General features: G+C 48.0%; 20 protein-coding genes. 12 read left to right on the top strand and 8 right to left on the bottom strand.

Annotated elements, in window-relative coordinates; genetic code table 11:
- Positions 1-604 (bottom strand): putative porin (locus tag AZH43_RS18895; RefSeq protein WP_406564624.1); only part of this gene is annotated, 604 nt, incomplete at its 3' end.
- A 146-nt stretch (positions 605-750) separates the two neighbouring features.
- Here AZH43_RS18895 and prfB point away from each other — a divergent pair.
- The 5 genes from prfB to AZH43_RS11890 all read left to right on the top strand — a co-directional run bounded on the left by prfB (position 751) and on the right by AZH43_RS11890 (position 5,744).
- Positions 751-1,846, top strand: a protein-coding gene (gene prfB, locus AZH43_RS11915; protein ID WP_106386939.1) for a peptide chain release factor 2 whose coding sequence is annotated in 2 segments (ribosomal slippage) — positions 751-822 and positions 824-1,846 — 1,095 coding nt in all. Because the reading frame shifts where the segments join, the coding sequence is not laid out codon by codon here.
- A gap of 154 nt (positions 1,847-2,000) precedes the next feature.
- Positions 2,001-2,300, top strand: coding sequence for an ArsR/SmtB family transcription factor (locus AZH43_RS11910; RefSeq protein WP_067669972.1), 300 nt, complete (start codon positions 2,001-2,003; stop codon positions 2,298-2,300).
- Between the two features lie 25 nt (positions 2,301-2,325).
- Positions 2,326-3,414, top strand: coding sequence for an alkene reductase (locus tag AZH43_RS11905; RefSeq protein ID WP_067669970.1), 1,089 nt, complete (start codon positions 2,326-2,328; stop codon positions 3,412-3,414).
- Between the two features lie 86 nt (positions 3,415-3,500).
- Entirely contained in the window at positions 3,501-4,781 is a 1,281-nt protein-coding gene (locus AZH43_RS11900) for a 3-deoxy-D-manno-octulosonic acid transferase (protein WP_067669980.1), read from the top strand.
- Between the two features lie 252 nt (positions 4,782-5,033).
- Positions 5,034-5,744, top strand: coding sequence for a 16S rRNA (uracil(1498)-N(3))-methyltransferase (locus AZH43_RS11890; protein WP_067669966.1), 711 nt, complete (start codon positions 5,034-5,036; stop codon positions 5,742-5,744).
- Here the strand turns inward: AZH43_RS11890 and AZH43_RS11885 are convergent.
- Complete coding sequence (locus AZH43_RS11885) at positions 5,730-6,698, bottom strand: mechanosensitive ion channel family protein (protein WP_067669964.1); 969 nt, start codon at positions 6,696-6,698, stop codon at positions 5,730-5,732. The genes AZH43_RS11890 and AZH43_RS11885 overlap by 15 nt on opposite strands.
- A 113-nt stretch (positions 6,699-6,811) precedes the next feature.
- A complete protein-coding gene (locus tag AZH43_RS11880; protein ID WP_067669963.1) occupies positions 6,812-7,393 on the bottom strand; it encodes a DUF805 domain-containing protein in 582 nt (193 codons plus the stop codon).
- Positions 7,394-7,702: 309 nt separating this feature from the next.
- Here AZH43_RS11880 and acs point away from each other — a divergent pair, with 309 nt between their 5' ends.
- On the top strand, positions 7,703-9,646 hold the full coding sequence (acs, locus tag AZH43_RS11875) for an acetate--CoA ligase (RefSeq protein ID WP_067669961.1): 1,944 nt from the start codon (positions 7,703-7,705) through the stop codon (positions 9,644-9,646).
- 136 nt (positions 9,647-9,782) lie between these two features.
- Complete coding sequence (locus AZH43_RS11870) at positions 9,783-10,961, top strand: acyl-CoA dehydrogenase family protein (RefSeq protein ID WP_067669959.1); 1,179 nt, start codon at positions 9,783-9,785, stop codon at positions 10,959-10,961.
- Positions 10,962-11,312: 351 nt separating this feature from the next.
- Here the strand turns inward: AZH43_RS11870 and AZH43_RS11865 are convergent, their stop codons facing one another.
- The 3 genes from AZH43_RS11865 to msuE form a co-directional block, all read right to left on the bottom strand.
- On the bottom strand, positions 11,313-11,927 hold the full coding sequence (locus AZH43_RS11865) for a riboflavin synthase (RefSeq protein ID WP_067669957.1): 615 nt from the start codon (positions 11,925-11,927) through the stop codon (positions 11,313-11,315).
- Positions 11,928-12,390: 463 nt separating this feature from the next.
- Positions 12,391-13,494 carry a dimethylsulfone monooxygenase SfnG gene (sfnG, locus tag AZH43_RS11860; RefSeq protein ID WP_067669955.1) on the bottom strand — a complete coding sequence of 368 codons (1,104 nt, stop codon included), beginning with the start codon at positions 13,492-13,494 and terminating at the stop codon, positions 12,391-12,393.
- A 28-nt stretch (positions 13,495-13,522) separates the two neighbouring features.
- Entirely contained in the window at positions 13,523-14,254 is a 732-nt protein-coding gene (gene msuE, locus AZH43_RS11855) for an FMN reductase (RefSeq protein ID WP_067669953.1), read from the bottom strand.
- A gap of 378 nt (positions 14,255-14,632) precedes the next feature.
- On the opposite strand from msuE, the gene AZH43_RS11850 reads away from it, so the two are divergent.
- Positions 14,633-15,283 carry a response regulator gene (locus AZH43_RS11850; protein ID WP_067669951.1) on the top strand — a complete coding sequence of 217 codons (651 nt, stop codon included), beginning with the start codon at positions 14,633-14,635 and terminating at the stop codon, positions 15,281-15,283.
- 65 nt (positions 15,284-15,348) lie between these two features.
- Here AZH43_RS11850 and AZH43_RS11845 read toward each other — a convergent pair whose 3' ends face one another.
- Positions 15,349-16,116 (bottom strand): hypothetical protein, encoded by a 768-nt coding sequence (locus AZH43_RS11845; RefSeq protein ID WP_067669949.1) that lies wholly within the window; start codon positions 16,114-16,116, stop codon positions 15,349-15,351.
- 438 nt (positions 16,117-16,554) lie between these two features.
- Positions 16,555-20,046 (bottom strand): PAS domain-containing hybrid sensor histidine kinase/response regulator, encoded by a 3,492-nt coding sequence (locus AZH43_RS11840; protein WP_067669947.1) that lies wholly within the window; start codon positions 20,044-20,046, stop codon positions 16,555-16,557.
- A gap of 185 nt (positions 20,047-20,231) precedes the next feature.
- Between AZH43_RS11840 and AZH43_RS11835 the strand changes: the two genes are divergently transcribed.
- The 4 genes from AZH43_RS11835 (at position 20,232) to AZH43_RS11820 (ending at position 25,432) form a co-directional block, all read left to right on the top strand.
- Positions 20,232-20,564 (top strand): DUF485 domain-containing protein, encoded by a 333-nt coding sequence (locus tag AZH43_RS11835; protein ID WP_067669945.1) that lies wholly within the window; start codon positions 20,232-20,234, stop codon positions 20,562-20,564.
- Between the two features lies 1 nt (position 20,565).
- Positions 20,566-22,281: a cation acetate symporter gene (locus tag AZH43_RS11830; protein ID WP_067669943.1), complete on the top strand. Its 1,716-nt coding sequence runs from the start codon at positions 20,566-20,568 to the stop codon at positions 22,279-22,281.
- 315 nt (positions 22,282-22,596) lie between these two features.
- On the top strand, positions 22,597-23,289 hold the full coding sequence (locus AZH43_RS11825) for an ion channel (protein ID WP_067669941.1): 693 nt from the start codon (positions 22,597-22,599) through the stop codon (positions 23,287-23,289).
- Between the two features lie 169 nt (positions 23,290-23,458).
- A complete protein-coding gene (locus AZH43_RS11820; RefSeq protein WP_067669939.1) occupies positions 23,459-25,432 on the top strand; it encodes a BCCT family transporter in 1,974 nt (657 codons plus the stop codon).
- The last annotated feature ends 34 nt before the right edge of the window (positions 25,433-25,466 follow it).

Genomic DNA, 25,466 nt, shown 5'->3' with positions numbered 1-25,466 from the left:
ACAGAAATTCATTGTAATTCCACGTCCAAAATTGTGCATTGATTTGAGGCGGCAATTCTGTGTGCAGTTCATCGCAAGGCGCATTGACAAAAAGCACAGCGCCTGTCAGATAGTCCTGCTGCCGAAGAACAACTTCACTTCGTGGATCCATATTTGTTGCTCCTAAGTAAAAACGAAGCCCAGGCAATGCTGGGCAGCGTACATACTGAAATGAAATTATTWSKKCCAAAGTAAAACTGTTCATAAAATATTCAATGCCTGCGCTGATGTTGTTGCTTTTGTTGTCCTGCTCTGCGCCGGCAATATTTTTGCTTTCCCAATAGCCGTAAGTATAAGCCAAAGAAGCATTGCTGCTGTGGCCTAAGAAAGCGGCTTCATTCAGCGGGCCATTTTTTGCATTGACCGGATTGAAATACAGCGTGCCTTTTACATCGAAAGCGCCTGAGCTGTCAGTGATGTCATCATCATAGTCAAAATAGGTAAATCCGCCATCAATTTGACCATTGTAGGCAAAACTTGAAGATGCAATTAACGTGAGGCCCAAAGCCAGTAATGTTTTTTCATAAACTTCCCCAAAACATTGTTGTTGTAAAAAAAATGTCATAATTTTTATTAAGTGATTGTATTGTTTATATTTTATGCTTTAATGTAAAATTAAACCGTCAAAAAAATGCGGCTGAATTTGCGCAAACGGTCTGTGATATAATTGCCACCTATTTAAAGCCCAATTTTTGTTTGAGAGTATTTCACGTGGAAATTAATCCTTATCTATTACAGCTAAAAGACTTAAACGACCGTGGTCAAACACTACGGGGGTATCTTTGACTACGATCTGAAGAAAGAGCGTTTAGAAGAGGTTCTGCGTGAACTGGAAGATCCTGCTATTTGGAATGACCAAGCGCGCGCGCAGGCGATGGCTAAAGAAAAAGGCGAACTTGAAAATGTACTGAACGTACTTGAAGGTTTGTCAGCCCAGCTGGAAGATGCTCAGGCTTTACTGGATTTGGCGGTTGAAGCTGATGACGAAAGCTTATTGGCCGATGTTCAGGCTGAATTGGATACAGCGGAAGCTGAGCTGGCGAAACTCGAATTCCGCCGCATGTTCAGCAACCCGATGGATCCGAATCCCTGCTATGTGGAAATTCAAGCGGGTTCTGGCGGCACAGAAGCGCAGGACTGGGCGTCTATGCTGCTGCGCATGTATTTGCGCTGGATCGAGCGTCATGGCTTCAAAGCCGAAGTGATGGAAGAGTCTGACGGCGATGTAGCGGGCATTAAATCTGCAACCATCCGTGTAGAAGGTGAGTATGCCTATGGCTGGCTGCGCACAGAATCCGGCGTGCACCGTTTAGTGCGCAAGTCGCCTTTTGACTCAGGCAACCGCCGCCACACCTCGTTCTCTGCGGTATTTGTATCGCCTGAGGTGGATGACAATATTGAAATTGACATTAACCCTGCCGATGTCCGTACAGATACTTACCGTGCATCGGGTGCGGGCGGCCAGCACATTAACAAAACCGACTCCGCTGTGCGTTTAACGCATGCGCCAACTGGTATTGTAGTGGCATGTCAGAACCAGCGTTCGCAGCACGCCAACCGTGACCATGCGTGGAAGCAATTGCGTGCAAAACTCTATGAACGTGAAATGCAGATCCGCAATGATGCCGCCAAAGCGCTGGAGGATACCAAGTCAGATATTGGCTGGGGCAGTCAAATCCGCTCTTATGTTTTAGATGATTCGCGCATTAAGGATTTGCGCACCAATGTCGAAAGCTCAAATACCGGCGCGGTTTTGGATGGCGACCTGGATAAATTTATTGAGGCCAGCCTAAAGCAAGGCCTTTAATTAAATTTATTTAAAAAACAAAGCTCTTGAAAGCATTTTTCGATATATCTAAAAAAATCGATATTAAAATCGAAAAAATGCGATATATTGTATTCAGATGCTGAATAGGGCTTTGCGCTGTTTCTTTCATTTGTTAATTAAACCTGTCTGAATTATGGATATCGATTTAATTTTTAAAGCTTTGGCAAATCCGACTCGCCGGCAGATTTTAGAATGGCTTAAAAACCCCAATCAATTTTTGTCAGAAGAGCAATGCGGCGGCTTTAATCGCGGTGTGTGCGCAGGGAATATCGAGAAACTCGGTAATGTCTCTCAATCCACCATGTCAAATCATTTGTCTGTGCTGCAGCAGGCGGGTCTGATTCAAGCCGAAAAATATGGCCAATGGTCTTATTTTTCCCGCAACGAAGCGCTTATTCAGCAATATATTGATTACTTGCAAAACTCACTTTAAATCATCAGTGAGGGAAGAGACGAATATGGCTGAACTGAATTCTCCTTTAATTTTAGGTGACTTGCACCTGAAAAACCGTGTGGTGATGGCGCCATTGACCCGCAGCCGCGCAACCGATGACCGTGTGCCGACACCGATGATGGCAGAGCATTATGCGCAGCGCGCCAGTGCGGGCTTAATTATTTCTGAAGCCACAGTTATTTCTGAAGAAGCCAATGGCTATTTGAATACGCCGGGACTATTTACGGATGCTCAGGTTGAAGGCTGGAAAGCCGTGACTGGCGCTGTGCATGAGCGCGGCGGGTTGATTGTCGCGCAGCTGTGGCATGTCGGCCGCGTATCTCATCCAGATTTATTGCAGGGAGAAACGCCTGTTTCTGCCAGCAATGTTCAGCAGGCGGGGCAGGTCAGCCTATTGCGTCCAAAACGTGATTATGTGGTGCCGCGCGCTTTAGAAATTGCGGAAATTAAAGCGATTGTTGAGCAGTTTAAACAGGCCGCCATTCGGGCCAAAGACGCCGGATTTGACGGAGTTGAATTGCATGCGGCCAACGGCTATCTGATTGATCAGTTTTTACAGAGCTCAACCAATCATCGTGAGGATGAATACGGCGGCTCAGTCGAAAACCGGGCGCGCCTGCTGCTAGAAGTCATGGATGCTTTAATTGAGGTTTGGGGTGCGGGGCGCGTAGGTGTGCATTTGGCGCCGCGCGGCGATGAGCACGATATGGGCGATAATGATCCACGTGAAACATTCGGCTATGCTTTAGAGGCGCTGGGACAGCGCAAAATCGCGTTTTTCTTCACCCGTGAATATTTGGCCGATGACAGTATCAGTGAATATCTGAAAACGCGTTCAGGCGGTGTGCCTTATATTGCCAATATGAAGCTGAGCCGTGAGGATGCTGTCAATATGCTGACTTCTGGCAGAGCCGATGCCGTATCTTTCGGGAAGGCCTATATTGCCAATCCGGACTTATTCGAACGTTTGATGCAGGATGCGCCGCTGAATGAACTGATCTTTGACAATATGATCGGGGTGCAGACGGCAGCCGGCTATATCGACTACCCGAGCCTGCAGGATCAATCCGCTCATGAGCTTGTGCAGCATTAATCCAACAGCAAACAGGCATTATCCATTAACATGTGGATAATGCTCTGATATATTCTGCCGAAGCAATCGGCATCAGGGCAAATTATTTGGCTACTCCTTTTTGGTATAACGCGGCACTTTTTCTTATTAAGCCTCTGTATCGCTCGCGCATTAAAAAGCGTGCAGACAATGATGCGCAATATCAGCAAGAATGCCTAGAGCGTTTTGGGCCGTTTCAGCCCGCTAAAAATTTGAATGCTATTTGGTTTCATGTGGTTTCTGTAGGGGAAACCAATGCTGCCCAGCCGCTGATTGAGCATTATTTAAAAGCGGGCCATGCCGTTTTAGTCACCAATACCACCAAAACCGGACAGGCGCGAGCCAAGTCGCTCTTCTTAAAAGTGCCGTATGAGCCGCTGTTTCAGGCCGTCTATTTACCTGCCGATCAGGCCTCTTTAGTCCGCCGTTTTATTCAAAAATATCAGCCGAAGATGCTGGTTTTGGTTGAAACAGAGCTTTGGCCGAATTTAATCGATCAGGCGCAGCAGCTGAATGTGCCGCGTTTGCTGATAAACGCGCGTTTGTCAGAGAAATCCGCCAAAGGCTATGGCAAAGTGTCCAGCTTGAGCCGCCCGATGCTGCAGGGGCTGAATCAAGTGCTGGTGCAGGATCAAGCCGCTTTATCCCGTTTTATAGATTTGGGCGCAGATCCCGCGCATAGCCAAGTGGTCGGCAGCATTAAATTTGATATTCATGCGCCTGCGCATTTTGTCGGGAAGGCCGCGCAGCTGAAGCAGGACTGGGCATTGGCGGGCCGGAAAATTATCACGATGGTCAGCACGCATGCGCCGGAAGAGCAAAAATTATTAACCGCGTTAAAGCCTTATTTGCAGCAGCATCCTGAATTGCTGTGCATTGTCGTGCCGCGTCATCCTGAGCGTTTTGACGAAGTGTTTGCAATGGCGGAAAAGCTTGAGTTAAGCACGCAGCGCAGAAGCCTCGGTCAAAGTATACAGCGGGATACGCAAATATATTTAGCGGACAGTATGGGCGAGCTGTGGCTGTGGCTTGCGTTAAGTCAAGCCTGTTTTGTCGGCGGTTCATTAAATGAACCGGGCGGCGGGCATAACATTTTAGAGCCGATTGCGCTGTATGTGCCGACAGTATTGGGCAAGAATTATTTTAATTTCCAAACCATTGTTGATGAGTTTGTGGCAGTCAACGGTGTAGAAATTGTTCAGGATGCAGAACAGGCTGCGCAAGTGCTGTTTGAATTGCTGGAAAATCCGCAGAAAGCGCAGGCGTTGAATGCGGCCGCGCAGCAGATTATGCAAAAAAATACCGGGTCGCTGCAAAAGCATATTCAGGTGATTGACCAGTATCTATAAGGCTGTCTAAAAATACATTTTGCTGTAAAAAATGGGAACGGCGGAGTCTTGTTATTATAGATTCATCGCTCGGAGTCCCGATGTTATTTTTGTTTTGGTAAAAGTAACAAAACCATTTGTCATCTATAAAACTGGCCAGATAGCGATTTTTTCAAAGATCCAGCATAAACTTTATATATCACATGCAGATTTGCCTCGAACGGTTGTGGATGACGTTTACGCGTATTTCACAGGAGGTAATAGAGATAATTTATGAACATTGTCCTTCTTGACCCGCGTCAAACAGAATCTGAACTTTGGAGCATCAGCGCCAAACGCCAGCTGGAGCACCTGCGCGCACATGTGGATGTACAGGCAGGTGATACACTGAAAGTCGGTGTCCGTGAAGGCAAACGCTATTTGACAGAAGTGCTTTCGGTGACTGAACAGCAGATTCAGCTGAAACCTATTGCTGAAGAGGCTATTCCTGCAAAATTGCCTGTCACTTTAATTGTCGCCATGCCGCGCCCGAAAGTGCTGCGCCGTTTAATTATGGACAGCGTCACTTTGGGGGTGGAAAAAATCATTCTGCTGCACAGTTACCGTGTAGATAAAAGCTATTGGCAAACACCGTTTCTGCAGCAGCTGCAGCATTATATTGATTTGGGTTTAGAGCAGGCCGGCGACACGGTTGCGCCAAAAATAGAACTGTACAAGCGCTTTAAGCCTTTTGTTGAGGATGTGCTCCCTTTGATGATTCATTCGGATTGCCCCGCATATGTGGCGCATCCCTATGAATTGCAGAAAATGCCGGCAGGCATCGCGCACAGCTGCACCATCATCATTGGCCCTGAAGGCGGCTTCATTCCCTATGAAATTGAGCTGCTGAAAAAAAACGGCTGCCAAGCGGTAAGCTTAGGCAGCCGTATTATCCGTACAGAGACGGTGATCCCTTATGTGCTGGGACGTTTATTTAGCGCTTGATTCAGCCGCTGCTGTTTCACCGCGGTAAATTTTCACTTCTTGAACTGGGTAAGGAATTGAAACGCCTTGGTCATTAAAGGCATGAATCACCCGTTCCTGAATTTCACTGATAGAGCCCGAAGTGGTGGTTTCAGAGGTATTTACCCACCAGCGGACAGTCAAATTGATGGAGAAGTCGGCCAGCGCGCTGACGTTCACGCTGAATCCCGGCTGGCTGAGAATAGTTGAATCTTTGTCCAAAATTTTCATAATGATGTCTTTGGCTTTCTGCACATCATCTTCGTAGCCAATGCCGACCACAAATTCACAGCGGCGGCGCGGGTACGCGGTATTGACGGTGACTGCGCTGGTATAAACCGTTGCGTTCGGAATCACAATGCGGCGTCCGTCCGGAGACCGCAGGAAGGTCGCGCGGATTTGAATGTCTTCTACTGTGCCTTCCATGCCCGAGACAATAATGTCATCGCCAATTTTAAAGGGTTCGCTCAGCAGGATTAAAATACCAGAGAGCAAGTTCTGGAAAATATCTTTAAATGCAAAACCGATGGCGACCGAACCGATCCCCAGTGCGCTCATCAGCTGACCCGGCGTAAAACCCGGAATGGCGATAACCATCGCAATCAGAAAGCCAAAAAACATAATGGCTGAACTGCCGACGCGGTTAAGCACCAGAACTAAATTTTGCTTGGTGTAGGATTTTTCAGCCAGTGTTTTACGGACAAAGAATTTGAACAGCCTTGCCAGCAGAATAAAAATCGTAAATACCACTAAAGCAATGCACAGGTAGGGAACGCGTTCCCAAAAACCATCTACAAATTTGTCGATGGTGCTGTATGCATCGTTATATTTTGCGGTATGCGCCAATACAGTCTGTGCAGTCTTTTCAGTTGCTTCTTGTAAAAGCTGGGTGGTGCCTTGGGTGACATCACTCAAAGCATTTTCTTTTTCAGCCACGTGGGTTCCGAATTGTTAAATAAATTTTGGGCTATTTTGCCTGAAATTTTGCGGAAAAATAAGAAACAAAATGCAATGAATTGATATGTTTTATGCAAACAGGCATAAGCGCTTTAAAAGTAGGCGGTGCCTTTTTGCACCATTTCTTGCGGTGTTTCCAATTCGCCGCTGCCCATCATATAAGACACAGCGCTGCCGGCCGAAAAAATGCTCAGTACCGCCAGGATGATCATCAGCCATGCCAGCAGTTTTTCCCAAAACAGGGCGGGACGCGGCGCGCCGTAGCGGTTGAAGCCTGCAGTGCCGGACGCCAGCAGCAGATACAGAATAAAAAACACGTTGATCAGTGGCAGCAGCATCAGCAGCATCATCCAGCCGGATTTGTCTAAATCGTGCAGGCGCCGCGCAGTGATGACGATATAAAAATAGATATAGAACACCAGCAGCGCGATATAGCCCAGTCCTGCCATGCCGCTCAGCATATCAATAAACTGATTGTCCAAAGTCATGGTGCCAAGATTGAAGATGCCGACCGCCAAGCTGAAAGCGATTGAAGCGAAGAAACTGATAATATTTAAAAATCCGTACCAGCCGATAAAGCTTAAACGGCCAAACCGGCCTTTGATTGACAGCGGGCGGTCTGCTGCGGAAACCGGACTGCGGGAGAAAAACGGAGAGGAATCGTGTGAATTCATGGGCTGAGCCAGTCAATAGTCAGGTGTTGGGTTGCGCCGAATGATGCGCGGTATAAAATTTCAGCGCTATTATAAAATTAAATATAAAGCCAAAGACAGTGTTATTGAACGGTTCAGATACGGAAATTAGACAGGAAACGGTTGAATTTTGCCCCAACCCTATGTTTTAAATAGAATGATTAAAATACGACCAAAGCATCATTGATGCGCTCGAAAATTAACCGCCATACTGGCGCAATGCAGAAATATAAAACCAAAAACGTGGCATGCATCTCGTGATGAGGTGAAAAAAATCAAGGAAGTACCATTATGAATGAAATCTATCCTGTACCTGAAAGCTTTAAAAAAACCGCCCGTATTTCGGAGTCAGAATACTTCGAGCGCTATCAGCAGTCTGTCGAGCAGCCGGATGAATTCTGGGCGGAGCAGGCGCGTAAAATTGATTGGATTAAGCCCTTTACACAAGTTAAAAATACCAATTTCGACAAAGACAATTTTAAAATTGAATGGTTTGCCGATGGACAGCTGAATGTCAGCGCTAACTGCCTGGACCGCCATCTGAAAGAACATCCGCATAAGCCCGCGATTATCTGGGAGGGTGATCATCCTTCACGCCATAAAATTATGTCTTTTGAAGAATTGCATGATGAAACCTGCCGTTTTGCCAATGTGCTGAAAAAGCATGGCGTCGGTAAAGGCGACCGTGTCGTGATGTATATGCCGATGGTGCCGGAAGCCGCGATTGCCATGCTGGCCTGTACCCGAATCGGCGCAGTGCATTGCGTGGTATTCGGCGGGTTTTCGCCGGATTCATTGGCCAGCCGGATCGATGACAGCCAAGCCAAGGTGGTGATTACCGCGGATTGCGGCATGCGCGGCGGCAAGCCGATTCCGCTGAAAGAAAATGTTGATACGGCTTTGAAGATTCAGGGTACAGATTCGGTACAGCATGTGATTGTCGTGCACCGTACCGGCAATTCCATAGAGATGAAGCCTGAGCGTGACTTGTGGTACCACATGGAAATCATGTCTGTGAACGACATTTGCCCGCCAGAACCGATGAATGCGGAAGATCCGCTGTTTATTCTGTATACATCAGGCTCGACGGGCAAGCCGAAAGGCGTGCTGCATACCACAGGCGGCTATTTGACCTATGTCAACTGCACGTTCCGTGAAGTTTTTGACTTAAAGCAAGATGATGTGTTCTGGTGTACGGCGGATGTCGGCTGGATCACAGGCCATTCTTATGTGCTGTACGGGCCTTTGTCTAACGGCACCACGACGGTGATGTTTGAAGGGGTGCCGCAATATCCGTCTTGGGCGCGCACAGGCCATATTGTCGACAAGCACAACATCACGATTCTGTATACCGCGCCGACGGCGATTCGTGCAATGATGCGCGAAGGGGATACCTTTGTCCGGGAAAGTGACCGCAGCAGCCTGCGCCTGCTGGGTTCAGTCGGGGAACCGATTAATCCTGAAGCATGGAACTGGTATTACACCGTGGTGGGGGAAAGCCGCTGTCCAATTGTAGACACATGGTGGCAGACGGAAACCGGCGGCCACATGATCACCCCGCTGCCTGGCGCGACGGCGTTGAAGCCGGGTTCTGCCACCCGACCATTTTTTGGCGTGCAGCCTGCGGTGGTCGATGCGGACGGCAAAGAGCTGGACGGCGCTGTAGAAGGCAATCTGGTGATTAAGGATTCATGGCCGGGGCAGATGCGGACGATTTGGGGCGATCCAGAGCGTTTTATTGAAGCGTATTTTTCAACCTATCCGGGCACTTATTTTACAGGGGATGGGGTCCGGCGTGATGCGGACGGTTATTACTGGATTACGGGCCGGGTTGATGATGTGCTGAATGTTTCTGGCCACCGTTTGGGCACCGCTGAAATTGAAAGCGCGTTGGTTGCGCACGAGCTGGTGGCGGAGTCGGCTGTGGTTGGCATGCCGCATGAAATTAAAGGACAGGGGATTTGCGCCTTTGTCACTTTGCAGGCGGGCACTGCGGAGTCTGAAGAGTTGCGTGAGGAGCTGGTGGCTTGGGTACGCAAGATTTTAGGTCCAGTGGCGACACCGGATGCCTTGTATTGGGCGCCGGCGCTGCCAAAAACCCGTTCAGGTAAAATCATGCGCCGCATTTTGCGTAAAATCGCGGCCAATGAACTGGATACTCTCGGAGATACCTCGACCTTGGCTGAACCGCAAGTGGTGGACAGCTTAATTGCCACAGTATATCCAAAAGAATAAACCGTCCTCCTAGAAATGCCGCATGCACTGTTCAGGCGGCATTTTTATTTTAGGAATAAGCACAGCAGGCATTCAGATATGCCTTGCCGGCAGGCTCTGCTAAGCTCAAAAAATACAAATAAAATCAGATGAAATTATGAATGCTCCTACGTCATTGACCGCAGATCCGCTGGCGATAGCCCAGCAGCTGGCAGAAAACTTTGCGCAAACTGCGGCAGCGCGCGACAAGCAAGGCGGAAATCCGAAGCAGGAACGTGATCTGATCCGCCAAAGCGGGCTGCTGGGGCTATCTATTCCAGCTTCATTTGGCGGACAGGGAGCAGACTGGAGCACCATTTTCAAAACCGTGCAGATTATTGCCCGCGTGGACAGCTCATTGGCGCATGTCTATGGCTTTCATCACCTGCTGATCGCCACAGTGCAGCTGTTTTCGCAGCCGGAACAATACGGAAAGTGGTTTCAGCAAACAGTTGAAGAGCAGCTGTTCTGGGGCAATACCCTGAACCCGTTGGACCGCCGTACAACCGCTGCGGCCGTGTCTGATGACGCGTATATCTTCCACGGCGATAAAAGCTTCTGTTCAGGCTCGATGGACTCGGACATTTTGCTGTGCTCTGGATTTAACGATGCTGGAAAACTGCTGATTGGCGTAATTCCGACAGCGCGTGAAGGGGTCAGCTTTTTAGGCGACTGGAACAATATGGGGCAGCGGCAAACCGACAGCGGAACCAGTCATTTTGAACAGGTGAAAATTCACAAAGATGAATTGCTGCTGAATCCTGGGCCTTTAAGCACGCCATACTCCAGCTTGCGGCCGCTAATTGCGCAGCTGACTTTTGTGCATCTGTTTTTGGGCGTTGCTGAAGGCGCCTATCAAACCGCAGTTGATACGGTGAAAACTCAAAAGGCCTGGTCGAAATCTTTAGCTGAAAAAGCTGCGAATGACCCGTTCACGCAAAAGCATTTTGCAGATTTTTATGTGCAGCTGGAAAGTGTCCGCCTGCTGGCGCAAAAAGCGGTTCAGGCCTTGCAGCGCGCTTGGGAGATTGGCGAAGCCTTAACAGCTGAACAGCGCGGCGAAGTGTCAATTGCCATCGCTGCAGCGAAGATTGCGTCAACCAGCGCATCTTTAAATATTACTCAAAATATTTTCCAAGTCATGGGCGCGCGGGCGACCACGGCCGAACTGAATCTCGACCGCTTTTGGCGCAATGTGCGCACACAGACGCTGCATGATCCTGTGGATTATAAATATCAGGAAATTGGAGAGTGGGTGCTGACCGGTAAAGTGCCAGATCCGAGTTTCTATTCATAAGCTGCGGTGGGAAAACGCTTTTCAAACCAGCCATGCTGAAGAGGAGGCGACTGCTCACTTTTTTTAGCGCGTTCATGGCTGAGCTTTGCTGGCTTCAATCGAACCATCATGCTTCATTGCTGGCTACGGTTTCTGCAAAATTGAAACCAGCCCCCGTCAAATAAACCCGTGGGGGCAAAGCGCCTGAATGTAAAACTTGCTATTTACCGGCAGCTGGCAAATGCATTGCAGAGTTCGGTGCAGGTTTAGATGAAGCTACAATGCACTTTTCCGGAAATACGTGCGCGCCTTATTAGATAGGCTGCATGCCTCAAATAGCTGGCTGCTTTTATTGCCAGAGATCTGCCAGATTTAACGCTGATGAATGTTTTCTAAAGTATCCACCAGAGTTCGGGTCATTTGATCGATCTCATAATTGACGCGGTCACCGGCCTGAACCGATTTCCAAGTCGTAAGGCGAAGTGTCTCAGGAATTAAATCGATTGAGATTTCCTGCGCTGCACGGTCAACACGATTGACCGTGAGGCTGCAGCCATTCAGGCCAATAAAGCCTTTTAAAAAGAAATATTTAATATTGCCGTTTGGAATATGCAGATCGATATGCAATGTTTCGCCTGAGCGCGTCAGATTTTTGACACTGGCTGTGCCTTCAATGTGTCCGTACAGGTTGTGTCCGCCGTTTTCTGCGCCGACTTTAGCCGAGCGTTCAATATTGACTTCATCCCCTGTTTTCAGGCCGCCCAGTGTGGTCAGGCTCAGGGTCAAGTCTGACACGTCAAAATGCACTTGATTGGCGGGCAGATCGATATGGGTGGCTGTCAGGCAAGTGCCATTCACGGCAACGCTGGCGCCAATAAAAACGTCATGAAAAAAATCACGATCATTAGAAATGACGAGGGTGATGAAGCCTTCACCTTGGCGGATGTCTAAAATTTTTTCTAAGCCTTGCACAATGCCGGTGTACATGTGTTCCTTTCCATTCTTTTATGACAGCGTTTGTATTGTAAATTTAAAATGAATGCTCGGCTATCTTTTCAGCATATTCAGAATAGATGATTTTTTGACAATAAAATGAAAAAAGCCGCACTGTAAAGGCAATTTAGATAGCCCCGCTGCGAGGTTTGGCAAATTGATGCCTGCTCTGTGAAGCGGATGGAACCGTGAATCAAGCATCTGCTGCTGTAGGCGGACGCTTTTATTTTTTCATGAGTAATTGAGGGTATAGCTTTTAAGCGCAGTAGCATAAATTTCTCTTTTGGATTCACTCAATAGGTTATAAAAAATGTAAATCAGGCTGATTTTGAATGGAATGGCGCATAAAAAATCCCTCCAAGCCGAGCCTTGGAGGGAAGAAACTGCAATTGCGGCTTTCCTGTTTTTATTTTAATTCATGGTTATTTAAGTGCTGTGAGCTTAACTCAAGCTGAGCCTAGGCCGATTTAGCCGGGACGCGCTGCTGCTGCGCCTCCAGTTCACGTACCAATGGCAAAACTTTTTCACCGAAATATTCGACTTCTTCAATAAAATGCAGGAAGCCAGACAGAATCAGATCAACACCGACATTTTTCAATTCCACAATCCGTTCGGCAATTTGCAGCGGTGTGCCAATCAAGTTGGTGCGGAAACCATCGTTATATTGCACCAGATCTGCAAAGGTTGATTTCGCCCAGTTACCTTCACCCTCTGCCGTGGCGGCGCCTGCTTCACGGGTCGCATCGCCAAAGGCATGCACCGCTTCCGTATTGGCTTTGTCTATAATTTCCTGCAGCACGGCTTGCGCTTCTTTTTCGGTATCTCGGGCAATGATAAAAGCATTCACGCCAATTTTGACCTGATGGTCGTTGGCCTTAGCCTTTTCGCGGATATCCTCAATCTGCTTTTTCAGTTCTTCAGGCGTATTGCCATTGGTGAAATACCAGTCCGATACCCGGGATGCCATGTCGCGGGCCGCGCGGGAACTGCCGCCTTGGAAAATTTCGATATGCGGTTTTTGCAATGGCTTAGGACTGAGTGTGTAGTCTTTAAACTGGTAATATTTTCCATCAAAACTGTAATTATCCTGTGTCCAGACCCCTTTTAAGCTGCAGATGAATTCTTCCGAGCGGGCATAGCGCTGGTCATGTTCGGGCCATTCTTCACCAATGGCGTCGAATTCGCCGCGGAACCAGCCGCTGACCACATTAATCGCAATGCGGCCATTGGTCAGATGGTCAATTGTTGCCAGCTGCTTCGCGGCCAGCGCCGGTTTCCAAGGGCCAGGCAAAATCGCAGCAATGACTTTCAGCCGTTCTGTTTTGGCTAAAATGCCGTGGCTGAAACTGACCGATTCATGCTGATTTTCAGCATTGTAGCCTGCGGTAAAGCGGATTTGCGTTAAGGCATAATCAAAACCGTTTTGTTCTGCGGTCTGCGCTAAACGCACATTGTAGTCATAGCTCCAGTCGGTGCGCTGCTCAATATTGCTGACCACGAGGCCGCCGCTGACATTTGGCACCCAATAGGCAAAGGTGATATTGCGGTCTTGCTGTGACATGGCTGTACCCTCCGGATTCTTATAAAAGTTAAGCCACTTGCGTTTTCGGTTTTTTGCTGTGCAGGCGCGCTTCGGCGGCATCGAGGCTTGGCACGGCAGCAGACGGCAGCACTTCCTCTTGCTCAATTTGCTTATTGATGCCTAAGTTCTGATTGGCCTGCTGTGATTTTTCCTTCACAGCTTCAGCACGCTGGCCTTTGGCAGGCGCCCATTCCACTACAGGCAGTGCGCGTGCAACAGCCAGCGTAATGCGGTCACGGAGCAGTTCACTGTGAATGGTATATTCAGGGGTAAAGTCTTTGTCGGTGGCATACACGCCAATTGGCAGGGTCTGCGCTTGGAAAAAGCTGAACAGCGGGCGCAATTGATGTTCAAGCACCAGCGCATGGCGTTCTGAGCCGCCAGAAGCCGCCAAAAGCACAGGCACATCGACCAAAGCGGTCTGTTCTACAAAATCAAAAAAATGCTTGAATAGGCCCGTAAAGGACGCACGGTATACCGGCGTGCCGACAATCAGGGCGTCCGCGGCTTCTACTGCGGCCAGATCGTCCTGCACCCGCTGCGGCAATTGATTGCGGTAAATCGCGCCGCCCAATAAATGGCCTATTTCACTGAATTTAATGAAGTGCACATGAATCGGCGTAGCTTCGCCCAGTTCATTGATAATTGCTTGAACCAGCGCTTCAGTTTTTGAAGGGTTATTGAGTCCGCCTGATACAGCAACAATGTTCAGCGGTTTTTGTTGATTTGAATTTGACATATTTGAACCTAAAAATAGGGTTTAGCTCGGAATGCCTTGTATTAATCCTGAACCTGCTTATTCCTGTAAAATAAGCAAAAGTCTAAAAGTTATCTGTTTTAGAGATATATGAGATTATGTGAAATATTGAATAACTATTAATATCTAATTGATTGAATTTTAATTTTATATTGGATTCTGATAAGGATTTTCCATCCGCAGATAAAATTTATAAGAAAAAAAGATTTAAATTGAATAATTCATGAAATGAAGATAAACCGAATAATTTGTGCGGTAAAACCGCAAGTTCATAAAAAAATAGTTATAACTTGCATATCCTTAAAGCCTCATGTGTGGTTAGAATAGGGGCTACTGTGCACAAGATCTTTCACGCTGCTTATGAATATATTAATCGTTGATGATCATCCGCTGTTCCGTCATGCTTTAATTCAGGCTGTGCGTTACAGTTTACCGCAAGCTCAAATTCATGAGACTGCGGCAGTAAATGAATTTTATGAACGTTTGGAAAATGGCCCTGAACCGGATTTAGTCCTTTTGGATTTAAACCTGCCGGGCGCATCAGGCTTTTCTGCATTGGTCCATGTTCGTGCACAGTATCCGTCTTTACCGATTATTGTGGTCTCAGCGCATGAAGAAACCTCAATTATTCAGCGCGCCATAGCGCATGGCGCAATGGGCTATATTCCTAAGTCGGCGCATCCAAGCCATATTGGTGAAGCGATCCGCCAAGTGCTGGAAGGCGACATTTGGCTGCCGCCGAATTTGCCGGCCAACGTCAGCTTTGACCCGCGCGCAGCTGATGAAACCGCTTTGGCTGAACGTATTCAGTCACTGACACCGCAGCAGTTCCGTGTCCTGATGATGGTGGCGGAAGGCTTGCTGAATAAGCAGATTGCCTATGAATTGGATGTTTCAGAAGCGACCATTAAAGCCCATGTCACTGCAATTTTCCGTAAGCTGGGCGTTCAGAACCGTACTCAGGCAGTGCTGGCGATTAATGCGCTGAATATTGAAGAACGGAAAATGTAAGCTGAATTCAGCGGCAATAAAAAAGACCTCCTGTGAGGTCTTTTTTTGTGTGCGGGCTAAGCCGCCTAAGCGATATAGTTCTGTTTAGGCGTCAGATCAGTACAGAACAGCGGGTTTAAAGCGCACTGCAGTTCATCAATCTGTTCTTCCGTCACATAGCCTTTGGCTTTTAAATATTCCGCGACACGGTCATCGCGCAGGCTTAAGAACGCTGCGTCATAGACACCCAAGTCGACAAACAGCGCAGCGGTTTCCAAGCTGTTAAAGCGGTCTAGATACACATCATTGCCGTACATCAGAAAAATGTGGTCCTGAGCTGAATCCGCTTCGATGCCTAGGCGTTCCGCCAATTCAAAGGGTGATGTTTTAATAAACAGCAGATCGGACAGTTCATCAAACTGCGATGTATCCAGCTGGTCCTGACCGGTTTTGACTTTACCCAGCCAGGCTTTAAATACCAGCACAGCGCCGCCGCGCAACAACATGCTCCAAATTTGGTGGCGGGCGGTTTCATTCAGATCTTCAGATTCGGTTTCTAAGCGCTGCAGCAGCTTTTCTTCCTGCTGCGCTAAACGGTCAAACAGTCCTAGGCCTTGAGGCTCGTAGGCTGATGGCGCAAAAACGTCAAAATTCAGTTCATCAAAGACCTGCAGCGCTAAAGGCACGGCAGCTTGGTACAGGGTGTCCAGCGCCTGCAGGTGGGTATCGTCCAGTTTGCTGAATTTAAAGATATCCGCCCAATGAATTTCAGGCAGCAGGGCATTGGCGCCGTATTCACGGTGAAATTGCTGGGTACGGTGAATGCCATGCGGGACAGTTTCAGAAATATTCATAGTTCAACTCCGGTTGGGGCGGCAGATCAGTTTCAATATGGAAATGGAGTATGCGCTGCATATGCTGCAGCAAAACTGATCACGTCATGCACTATATGTAGGCTGGAACCAAGGTGGATAAATATACGACTAAAGTATTAAATCGTGTTGTTTATCCTAATATTTTTATTAAAAACAGCAACTTTTAAAATTGTAAGAAAGTATGCAATTGTTGGCTCTCAGTAATGGTGAACTTTTGCCATAGGAAAAGCGGATTTGATATTTTTGGCTAGTTTTCGACCTATATGCTGACGCATTTTTGGTGTGTTTTGCCTATCGCAAAAAATAAAATGCCAGTTCATGAAATTATTCTGCAGTCCAGAAATAAAAATGCCCAATTCATGTGAATGAATTGGGCATTTAAGTATTAAATTTGCTTATTTAACACTCAGAGATATATCAGCTGCCGGAGATTTTCAGGCCAGATAGCCATGAGCGGAGTGACGCCGGTTTCAGCGGTTTTCTCAGCAGCACAATGTTCAGCTCCTTCAGCTGCTGCGGCAATTCAGGGTCTGAATCTGCAGTGATCAATGCTACAGGAACATTTTCCTGACGGTTCGCTAAAATAAAATCCAAACCGACTTTGTTATTGTTCAAGTGCTGATCGACCAGCCAGACCTGAATATTTTCCTGCTGCAGCATTTCGATGGCCTGCTCAGGCTCGGTGGCTTTAAACACCTGATAGCCCCATTTGGTCAGCAGCGTCGACATGCCTTCCAGAATGGTTTCATCATTGTCCAAGCACAGAATTTTATAGGCCTTGGTTTTCAGCGGCACGGCTTGAATTGGCGCAGCCGTTACCTTCGGCGCTTCCACAATCGGCACATCAATCATAAAGCATGAGCCTTTGCCCAGTTCTGAGTACACATATACCGGATAATCCAGCAGGCTGGTCATGCGCTGCACGATCGCCAAGCCCAGCCCGAGGCCTTGTTCGCCCCAAGGGGAAGTATGGCCGCAGCGTTCAAATTCCTGGAACAGCTTAATGCGCTGCTCTTCGGCAATGCCGGGGCCTGTATCCCACACGCCGATGCGGATATGGTTCGGTTTTCCGGCGTCGCGCAGCACGCCGACCACGACACGCCCGCGGGCGGTGTAGCGCAGCGCGTTGCTGACAAAGTTTTGAATAATGCGGCGGATCCACTGCGGATCAGTGTCAATCCAGAACTGCGCATCGTGCACGCTGAATTTAATGCCGCGCTGAGCAGCAATGGATTTAAATTGCAGTTCCAGATCGCTGAGCAGATCGTGCAGCGGATAGGACTGGCGCTTCGGCTGAATAGTGCCGCCTTCTAAGCGGGCAATATCCAGCAGGGCGGACAGCATGCTTTCTGCACCGTGCAATGCGCGGTCCAGCTGCTGCAGGGTTTGACGGTCTTCATCGCTTTGCACGCTTTGTTCCAGCGCGGTGCTGAACAGCCGGGCGGCATGCATCGGCTGCAGCAGGTCATGGCTGGCTGCCGCAATAAAGCGGCTTTTTGACATGTTGGCCTTATCCGCTGCTTCTCGCGCCAGCTGCTGCTCTGACAGGGCATTGGCCAGCTGCTGGGTACGGTCCTGCACGCGGCCTTCCAATACGGCTTCATTTTCACGGAAAGCGGTAATATCGGCAAAGGTGGTGACGAAGCCGCCGCCTTCAATCGGGTTGCCGCGCATTTGAATCACACGGCCATCTTTACGGATCCGTTCAAATTCATGCGAGCTGCCGACCTGCATCCAGTGAATCCGTTTACGCACATGCTCTTCGACTGAGCCGGGGCCGCATTCGCCGCGTTCTGCGTTATAGCGGATCAAATCCGCAATTGGACAGCCGACATAAACAATATCTTTAGGATAATCAAACAATTTTAAATATTGATTATTCCATGCCACCAGACACATGTTCTCATCCACCACGCTGACGCCTTGGGTCATGTGGTCAATCATGGTCATGATCAGGTTTTGGTTAAAGCGCTGCCATTGAGAGGCTTGGTCCAAAATATTGGCGACTTGGCCTAGAGCCAAACCATTGTTCACCATAGCCGTAGTCAGCAGTGTACGCGCTGAAGCTGCGCCAATGGTGCCGGCAAGATACTGCTCGGTAAAGCGCCACCACATGCCGTTGGCGCTGCTGTTTTCATTCAGGCTGACGTTATTCTGCATGCAGAACTGCTGGAACGCACGGGTGGCTGCGCCCTCTCCGGTAATGCGTTTTGCCAGTGTTATCAGATCGCCGACTTTTAAACGCGCCACATCATGATGTAAATAATTGATGTCATTGGAGGTATTGTGAGACGGCAGCGGCTTGGTTTCATAATAGAAAAAGCTTTCGGCCTGAATTTGCTCAGCAATGCTGGGGCGGAAAATTCGAGAAACCCAAATATATAAAATAATATTCAAGCCTAGCGCCCAGACCACGCCATGCGTTAACGGATCAAAGGATTCAAAGCCCAGCAGCGCCTCGGGGCGCAGCCAGCCAATGTGAAACGGGCCATAGTTCAAAAAGTTTTGCGTATAGACCTTAAACTGTTCAGGCAGGCTGCGCAGCACGGTGGGCAGCAGCAGGGTGTAAGCCCAGAGCGCAAAGCCGGTCAGTAAGCCTGCATATACCCCTTGCTTGCTGCCGCCGCGCCAGTACAGGCCGCCAATCAGGGCAGGGGAGAACTGCGCGACTGCGCTGAACGCCAGCAGGCCAAAAACGGACAGCTGATCAATATCATTAAAAAAGTGGAAGAACAAAAATCCCAGCAGCATGACGGCCAAAATACACACGCGGCGGGTAAATTTCAGCACCAGCGGCAGGCGCTTGTCATGGCGTGACAGCAGGTTGGTGCGCCACAAGGCCGGCATGATTAAATCGTTGCTGAGCATGATGGACAGCGCAACAGAAGACACCAGCAGCATGCCGGTAGAGGCGGAAAAACCGCCTAAAAAGGCCAGCAGAGTCAGCCAGTCCTGATTATAGCTGAGCGGTAAAGACAGCACGGCAACGTCAGGAATGGCTAAATAAGCGGGCGCAGCATGCAATGCCCAGCTGGCGATCGGGATAATGGCAATAATGGTTAAAATCAGATAAACGGCAAACCAGCGCCGCGCGCCGCGGATATGCTTTTCATCCCGCAGTTCCACCACAGCCACGTGAAACTGGCGCGGCAGGCAGATGATGGCTAATGCCGCCAGCAAGGTTTGAATCCAGAAACTTTCAGGGACGCCAAACAGCTGCACATCATGAAAAGTTGAGCTGATGTCTGCGCTGATTTGATGAATGTTCTCCGGCGCTTCAAACACAAAAAAGAAAGCCACGGCCAGCAAAGCAAACAGCTTCACAAAAGATTCAAATGCCACCGCCAGCATTAAGCCGCCATGCTGCTCGGTATTGGCGATCTGCCGTGTGCCGAACATCATGGCCAGAATGGCCAAGATGCCGGTCAGGAACAGCACGCCGTTGGTGGTGCTGCTGATGCCTGTCGGCGAATCTAAAATGACCGAAGCGCTGAGCGCGATGGCCCGCAGCTGCAAAGCCAAATAAGGAATAATGGCGATGACGGCTAAAATCGTGACCAAAGACGCCAGCGGGCCGCTTTTGCCGTAACGGGCCGCCACAAAATCGGCGATGGATGAAATAGCATGATGCTGGCGGACACGGCCTAAACGGCGCCAAATGTCATAGCCCAGCGCGACAAACAGCAAAGGCCCTAAATAAATGGGCAGAAAGATGATGCCTTCGCGCACGGCTGCGCCAGTGGCGCCGTAAAACGTCCAAGAAGAGCAATAAACCCCAAGGGTTAAGCTGAACAGCAGCATGCGCCCGCGGGTGCTGAGCCTGCTGGCGTGCTTCTCGCCAAAAAAAGCGCAAATAAATAAGAGTGCGATATAGAGGGCCAGCACCCCCATGATAAGCCAGCTGTTCATATTGCCCAGAGCAGTAAAATCTTAGGCTTATGATACCCCATCCGTGTAAAGCCGTTGAAATTTGATCAAAATTTAACGACCAAAGTCTAAATTACAAAGACCCTACAAGATTGTTAACTTTAAGGGCGAAATAATTCGAATTAAAAAAATTGCGCCCATGGTTGGGTGCTTACAGGAGCAAGGTTATGGATGAGAGACAAGTAGAGCAAATTCTACAGAATCCAAAATTTAAGGAAATGGTCGCCCGCAAAAGCAGACTGAGCTGGACACTGACCATCATTATGCTGGTTGTGTACGTTGGCTTCATGCTGCTGGTTGGCTACAACAAAGAATTTTTAATGTCTTCAGTGAGTGGCGGTGTAACCACAATCGGTATGCCGCTGGGCTTAAGCATCATTGTACTGTCTTTTGTGTTATGCGGGGTTTATTCCTACATTGCGAACAACAAGCTTGATACATTAAACCAAGAAGCAATGCGTGAAGTTGAAGCGATCACTCATGAAAAAGGACTGCACTAAGATGAAATGGAATTCATTGAAAGCTCAGGCGCTGGCTGCCCCGGCGCTGCTGATGTCAAGCATGGCAATGGCAAGCCCGGATTTAGGCGCAGCTGAACAGCAGGCGACTAACTGGCACGCGATTATCATGTTCGCAATTTTCGTGGGCTTTACCCTGCTGATTACCAAATGGGCCGCAAAGCAAACGACAAGCACTACAGATTTCTATACTGCCGGCGGCGGTATCTCAGGTTTCCAAAACGGTTTGGCGATTGCCGGCGACTATATGTCAGCTGCGTCATTCTTGGGTATTTCGGCATTGGTATTCAGTTCAGGCTTTGACGGCTTGCTGTATTCATTAGGCTTCATGGTGGGCTGGCCAATTGTATTGTTCTTGGTGGCTGAACGCCTGCGTAACTTAGGTAAGTTCAACTTATCTGACGTGGTGTCATTCCGCTTGGCTGAAAAACCAGTCCGTACTTTGGCGGCGATGAGCTCATTGGTCGTAGTTGCATTCTATCTGATCGCTCAGATGGTTGGCGCAGGCCAGCTGATCAAGCTGCTGTTCGGTTTGAACTACAACATTGCTGTGGTGATTGTTGGCCTTCTGATGATGGCTTACGTGATCTTCGGCGGCATGCTGGCAACCACTTGGGTACAGATTATTAAAGCGGTAATGCTTTTGTCTGGCGCAACGTTCATGGCATTTATGGTTATGAAAGGCGTGGGCTTCAGCTTCTCTGAAATGTTCTCTCAATCGATTGAAGTCTTCGCTAAAGTACATGATGTGAGCTTGGCGGAAGCGGGCAATATCATGGGCCCAGGCAAATTGGCTGCAAACCCGATTGACGCGATTTCTCTTGGTTTGGCGTTGATGTTCGGTACAGCAGGCCTTCCGCACATCTTAATGCGTTTCTTCACAGTAAAAGATGCGAAAGAAGCGCGTAAATCTGTTGTGGTTGCAACTGGCTTTATCGGTTACTTCTACCTATTAACTTTCATCATCGGTTTCGGTGCGATCCTTTATGTATCGAACAACCCGCAATTCCTTGATGTTGCGAAAATGGCAGTTACTGGCAAGTTAGAACTTGTTGGCGGTAACAACATGGCTGCAGTTCACTTGTCTGATGCATTGGGCGGTGACTTGTTCATGGGCTTCATTTCAGCGGTAGCATTCGCAACAATTCTTGCAGTTGTAGCGGGTCTGACACTGTCTGGCGCATCTGCAATTTCTCATGACTTGTATGCAAACGTATTCAAGAAAGGTCAAACGACTCCTGAATCTGAACTGCGCATGTCTAAAATTGCAACTTTAGGCTTAGCAATTTTTGCAATGATCTTGGGTATTTTGTTCGAGAAGCAAAACGTTGCATTCATGGTTGGTTTGGCATTCTCTGTAGCGGCATGCGCAAACTTCCCAGTGCTTGTACTGTCAATGTTCTGGAAAGGCTTAACCACTCGCGGCGCAGTAATTGGCGGTTTGGCTGGCCTGCTTACAGCAGTGACTTTGATTATTTTATCTAAAGCGGTTTGGGTAGATACTTTAGGTATCTCTGAAACACCGGTTAACCCATTCAATGGCCCTGCAATCTTTGCTATGCCGTTGGCATTCATCTGCTGCTGGTTGTTCTCTGTGACTGATAACTCAGCGCAAGCACAAGCGGAACGCAAAGCATTTGATGCCCAGTTTGTACGTTCACAAACAGGTATCGGCATCTCTGGCGCTTCAGATCACTAATCTGATCACCCCATAAAAAGCCCCGTAAGGGGCTTTTTTTATGCCTGAAATAGGATAAAAGATGTGTTGTCACATGCCGGCAATAAGCTTGCATCACGGCGTTTTCAGCAGAACCCTACTCAAGGCATGCATTTGTATTGATGGAATACAAATTAAATCTCTATTTGATTAAGGCTTCATGCTAATTTAAAAGCCAATAATAAAATGAAGCGAAAGCGGATTTAAACTGTTTTGAAGCGCCGGCAGCCGCCAGCTGACAAAGCATCATCGTTAAATCAAATGGCTCAATAACCAAAATATTTGCGGAATAACAGCATGCAGGGATTCATTGATTTTTGGAAAGGCTTTCGTTTACTGCCGTCAGCGTGGCTGTTATTGCTGCAGCTGCTGATTTTAGTGCTGACGGCTGTGCCGAATTTCAGCCCATCCTACCGGGCTTTGCTGTGGGTGCTTGGGGTTCTGGTGCTGCTGCTGATTGCCAAGGTTATCCGCCAAACTCCCATGTTTACTATATTGGGGCTAAGCTTTGTCGGCGGCGCTGTGATTTTTTCAACATTGATTATCATGGGTGAAAATAATCCTGTCATTCAAATTATTGCCCACTGTTTTGAAGCGCTGGCATATTTCAGCGCCGCTTATGGATTGCTGCGCTATATGTTTGCAGACCAGTATTTAACCAAAGATGAAATGTTCGCAGCTGGAGCCGTCTTTACGCTCATCGCCTGGGGGTTTGCGTTTCTTTACAGTATTTGCCAGCTGATTTATCCAGGCAGTTTTGCTAACCCGGACATTCCCGGCATGCAGTCTTGGCTGGATTTGCTGTTCTTAAGCTTTAGCCTGCAGTCGGCTACAGGGCTGTCCGATTTAATGCCTGCTAGCGCGCCTGCGCGGGTTTTGGCCATGCTGCAAATGTTCTGCGGCGTGATGTATTTAGCGCTGATTGTTTCAAGGCTGATTGCGCTGCATTATGTCGCGCATCTGCCTAATCAGAAGCCTAAAGATGACTGATGCGTGTTACGAGAAAGTAACAGGATACTAACTTATTTATTTTTATCATTTATTTATTATAGCTTTGAGTTTTTTCTTTTTACTGAACTCTTCTTTTTGTTCACGCTCAGTGAATGCTTCTTGACCTTCGGGTCTGTCTGCTAAACAAAATAATCAAGATGGGGTCTATATGTCTTCCAAACAGACATCTTGGTATTCCAATGTGAATCCCAACGTGTTTTTAAGTACGGTCATTTTAATTGGTGTGTTTTTGGCAATCGTCATTCTTGCGCCGAATTCATTTGACCTAATCACTCAACAGCTGAATCAATGGGTGACAGACTCATTCAGCTGGTTCTATGTTTTATCTGTCGCCATTTTTTTGATTTTGCTGATTTATATCGCCATGTCCGATATGGGAAAAATCAAGCTTGGGCCTGACCACAGCCAGCCGGCTTACAGCAATTCGTCGTGGTTCGCTATGCTGTTTACTGCTGGCATGGGAATTGGACTGATGTTTTTCGGTGTCGCAGAGCCGGTGATGCACTATGTTTCACCGCCTTCCTGCGATCCTGAAACGATTCAAGCGGCGCAGCAATCCATGCGGGTGACATTCTTTCACTGGGGGCTGCATGCTTGGGCAATTTACACGATTGTCGGTTTATCTTTAGCCTATTTTGCATACCGTCATAATCTGCCGTTAAAAATCCGTTCTGCCTTATATCCCTTGATCGGGAAGAAAATTTACGGCCCAATTGGTGATGGGGTCGATACCTTTGCGACGATCGGTACGGTATTCGGGGTTGCGACAACCCTAGGTTTTGGCGTAACCCAAATCAATTCAGGGCTGAATTATTTATTCGGTATTGAGCAATCTCCCAGCAATCAAATTATTCTGATAGTTGTGGTCAGTATTTTGGCGTCTTTATCGGTCTTTCTGGGGCTGGATAAAGGTATTAAACGCCTGTCTGAATTGAATTTGGTCTTGGCTTTAATCCTGCTTCTGTTTGTTTTTTTTGCAGGGCCGAGTATTTATCTGCTGCAGACGACTATTCAGAATGCAGGGCAATACATCTCCAATTTATTCAGCATGACCTTTAATTTATATGCTTATCAGCCGAATGGCTGGATTGGCGGCTGGACAATTATGTATTGGGCATGGTGGATTTCATGGTCGCCATTTGTCGGAATGTTTATTGCGCGGGTTTCCGAGGGGCGGAGCATCCGCGAGTTTATTATTGGAGTATTGCTGATTCCGTCTGGCTTTACCCTGATCTGGATGGGCTTTATGGGCAATGCTGCATTATTCAGCATTTTGCATGAAGCCAATACTGGTTTAGTGGATGCTGTACAGCGGGATTCATCGGTTGCACTATTTGAGTTTTTGCATGGGTTGCCATTTTCCAGCGTCATGAGCCTCTTGGCGACTTTTCTGGTTATGCTGTTCTTTGTAACTTCGGCGGATTCAGGCGCTTTAGTCACCGATTATTTAACCGCAAAATCTGAAAACTCACCGACATGGCAGCGCCTGTTCTGGACAGCCTTAATGGCATTGCTGGCGATTGTCCTGCTGCTGAGCGGCGGCCTTGGGGCGCTGCAGTCTGCGACCATGCTGAGCGCTTTGCCTTTTACCTTTATTATGCTGTTCATCTGCTGGGGGCTGCTGAAAGCGCTGCGTTTAGATGCATTAAAAATGAATGCATTGCAGGCAGCGCGCATTACCCCCAGAGCGATTAAAAATCCGCGCAGCTGGCAGCAGCGCTTGGGGCTGATCATGCATTATCCTCATTCCAAAGCCGAGGTGGATCAATTTATTCAAATACAGGTTTTAAAAGCCTTCAGCAGTATTCAGACGGAATTTGAGCGCCGTAAACTGACTGTAGAAATTCTGAATTTGGATGAAGGCTTAAAGCTTCGGGTGGATCATCATAATGAAATTAACTTCGAGTATCAGGTGATTTCACGGGAAACTGTTCCGCCAAGCTTTATGTCAGATGCGCAAGCTGGACAGCCTGTGGAATATTATCAAGCTGAAGTGTTCTTAAGGGAAGGCGGTCAAAATTATGATGTGATGGAATGGACGCAGGAAGATTTGCTGCAGGACATTATTGATCAGTATGAACGCCATCTGCATTTCTTGAATTTAGTGCGCTTGCCTGAGTAAGGCATTACACAAAAAAATAAAAAAGGACGCTTTA

Source organism: Acinetobacter pragensis (assembly GCF_001605895.1).
GTDB lineage: Bacteria > Pseudomonadota > Gammaproteobacteria > Pseudomonadales > Moraxellaceae > Acinetobacter > Acinetobacter pragensis.
The sequence above is the reverse complement of the archived record's forward strand: the minus strand, read 5'-3'. Positions and strand labels throughout refer to the sequence as shown.

Coding starts and splice junctions, on each gene's coding strand:
- AZH43_RS11880 (WP_067669963.1), bottom strand. CDS start 7,393: ATGAATTCACACGATTCCTCTCCGTTTTTCTCCCGCAGTCCGGTTTCC.
- AZH43_RS11825 (WP_067669941.1), top strand. CDS start 22,597: ATGCAGGGATTCATTGATTTTTGGAAAGGCTTTCGTTTACTGCCGTCA.
- AZH43_RS11910 (WP_067669972.1), top strand. CDS start 2,001: ATGGATATCGATTTAATTTTTAAAGCTTTGGCAAATCCGACTCGCCGG.
- acs (WP_067669961.1), top strand. CDS start 7,703: ATGAATGAAATCTATCCTGTACCTGAAAGCTTTAAAAAAACCGCCCGT.
- sfnG (WP_067669955.1), bottom strand. CDS start 13,494: ATGTCACAGCAAGACCGCAATATCACCTTTGCCTATTGGGTGCCAAAT.
- AZH43_RS11890 (WP_067669966.1), top strand. CDS start 5,034: ATGAACATTGTCCTTCTTGACCCGCGTCAAACAGAATCTGAACTTTGG.
- AZH43_RS11845 (WP_067669949.1), bottom strand. CDS start 16,116: ATGAATATTTCTGAAACTGTCCCGCATGGCATTCACCGTACCCAGCAA.
- AZH43_RS11840 (WP_067669947.1), bottom strand. CDS start 20,046: ATGAACAGCTGGCTTATCATGGGGGTGCTGGCCCTCTATATCGCACTC.
- AZH43_RS11830 (WP_067669943.1), top strand. CDS start 20,566: ATGAAATGGAATTCATTGAAAGCTCAGGCGCTGGCTGCCCCGGCGCTG.
- AZH43_RS11905 (WP_067669970.1), top strand. CDS start 2,326: ATGGCTGAACTGAATTCTCCTTTAATTTTAGGTGACTTGCACCTGAAA.
- AZH43_RS11835 (WP_067669945.1), top strand. CDS start 20,232: ATGGATGAGAGACAAGTAGAGCAAATTCTACAGAATCCAAAATTTAAG.
- AZH43_RS11870 (WP_067669959.1), top strand. CDS start 9,783: ATGAATGCTCCTACGTCATTGACCGCAGATCCGCTGGCGATAGCCCAG.
- AZH43_RS11820 (WP_067669939.1), top strand. CDS start 23,459: ATGTCTTCCAAACAGACATCTTGGTATTCCAATGTGAATCCCAACGTG.
- msuE (WP_067669953.1), bottom strand. CDS start 14,254: ATGTCAAATTCAAATCAACAAAAACCGCTGAACATTGTTGCTGTATCA.
- AZH43_RS11850 (WP_067669951.1), top strand. CDS start 14,633: ATGAATATATTAATCGTTGATGATCATCCGCTGTTCCGTCATGCTTTA.
- AZH43_RS11865 (WP_067669957.1), bottom strand. CDS start 11,927: ATGTACACCGGCATTGTGCAAGGCTTAGAAAAAATTTTAGACATCCGC.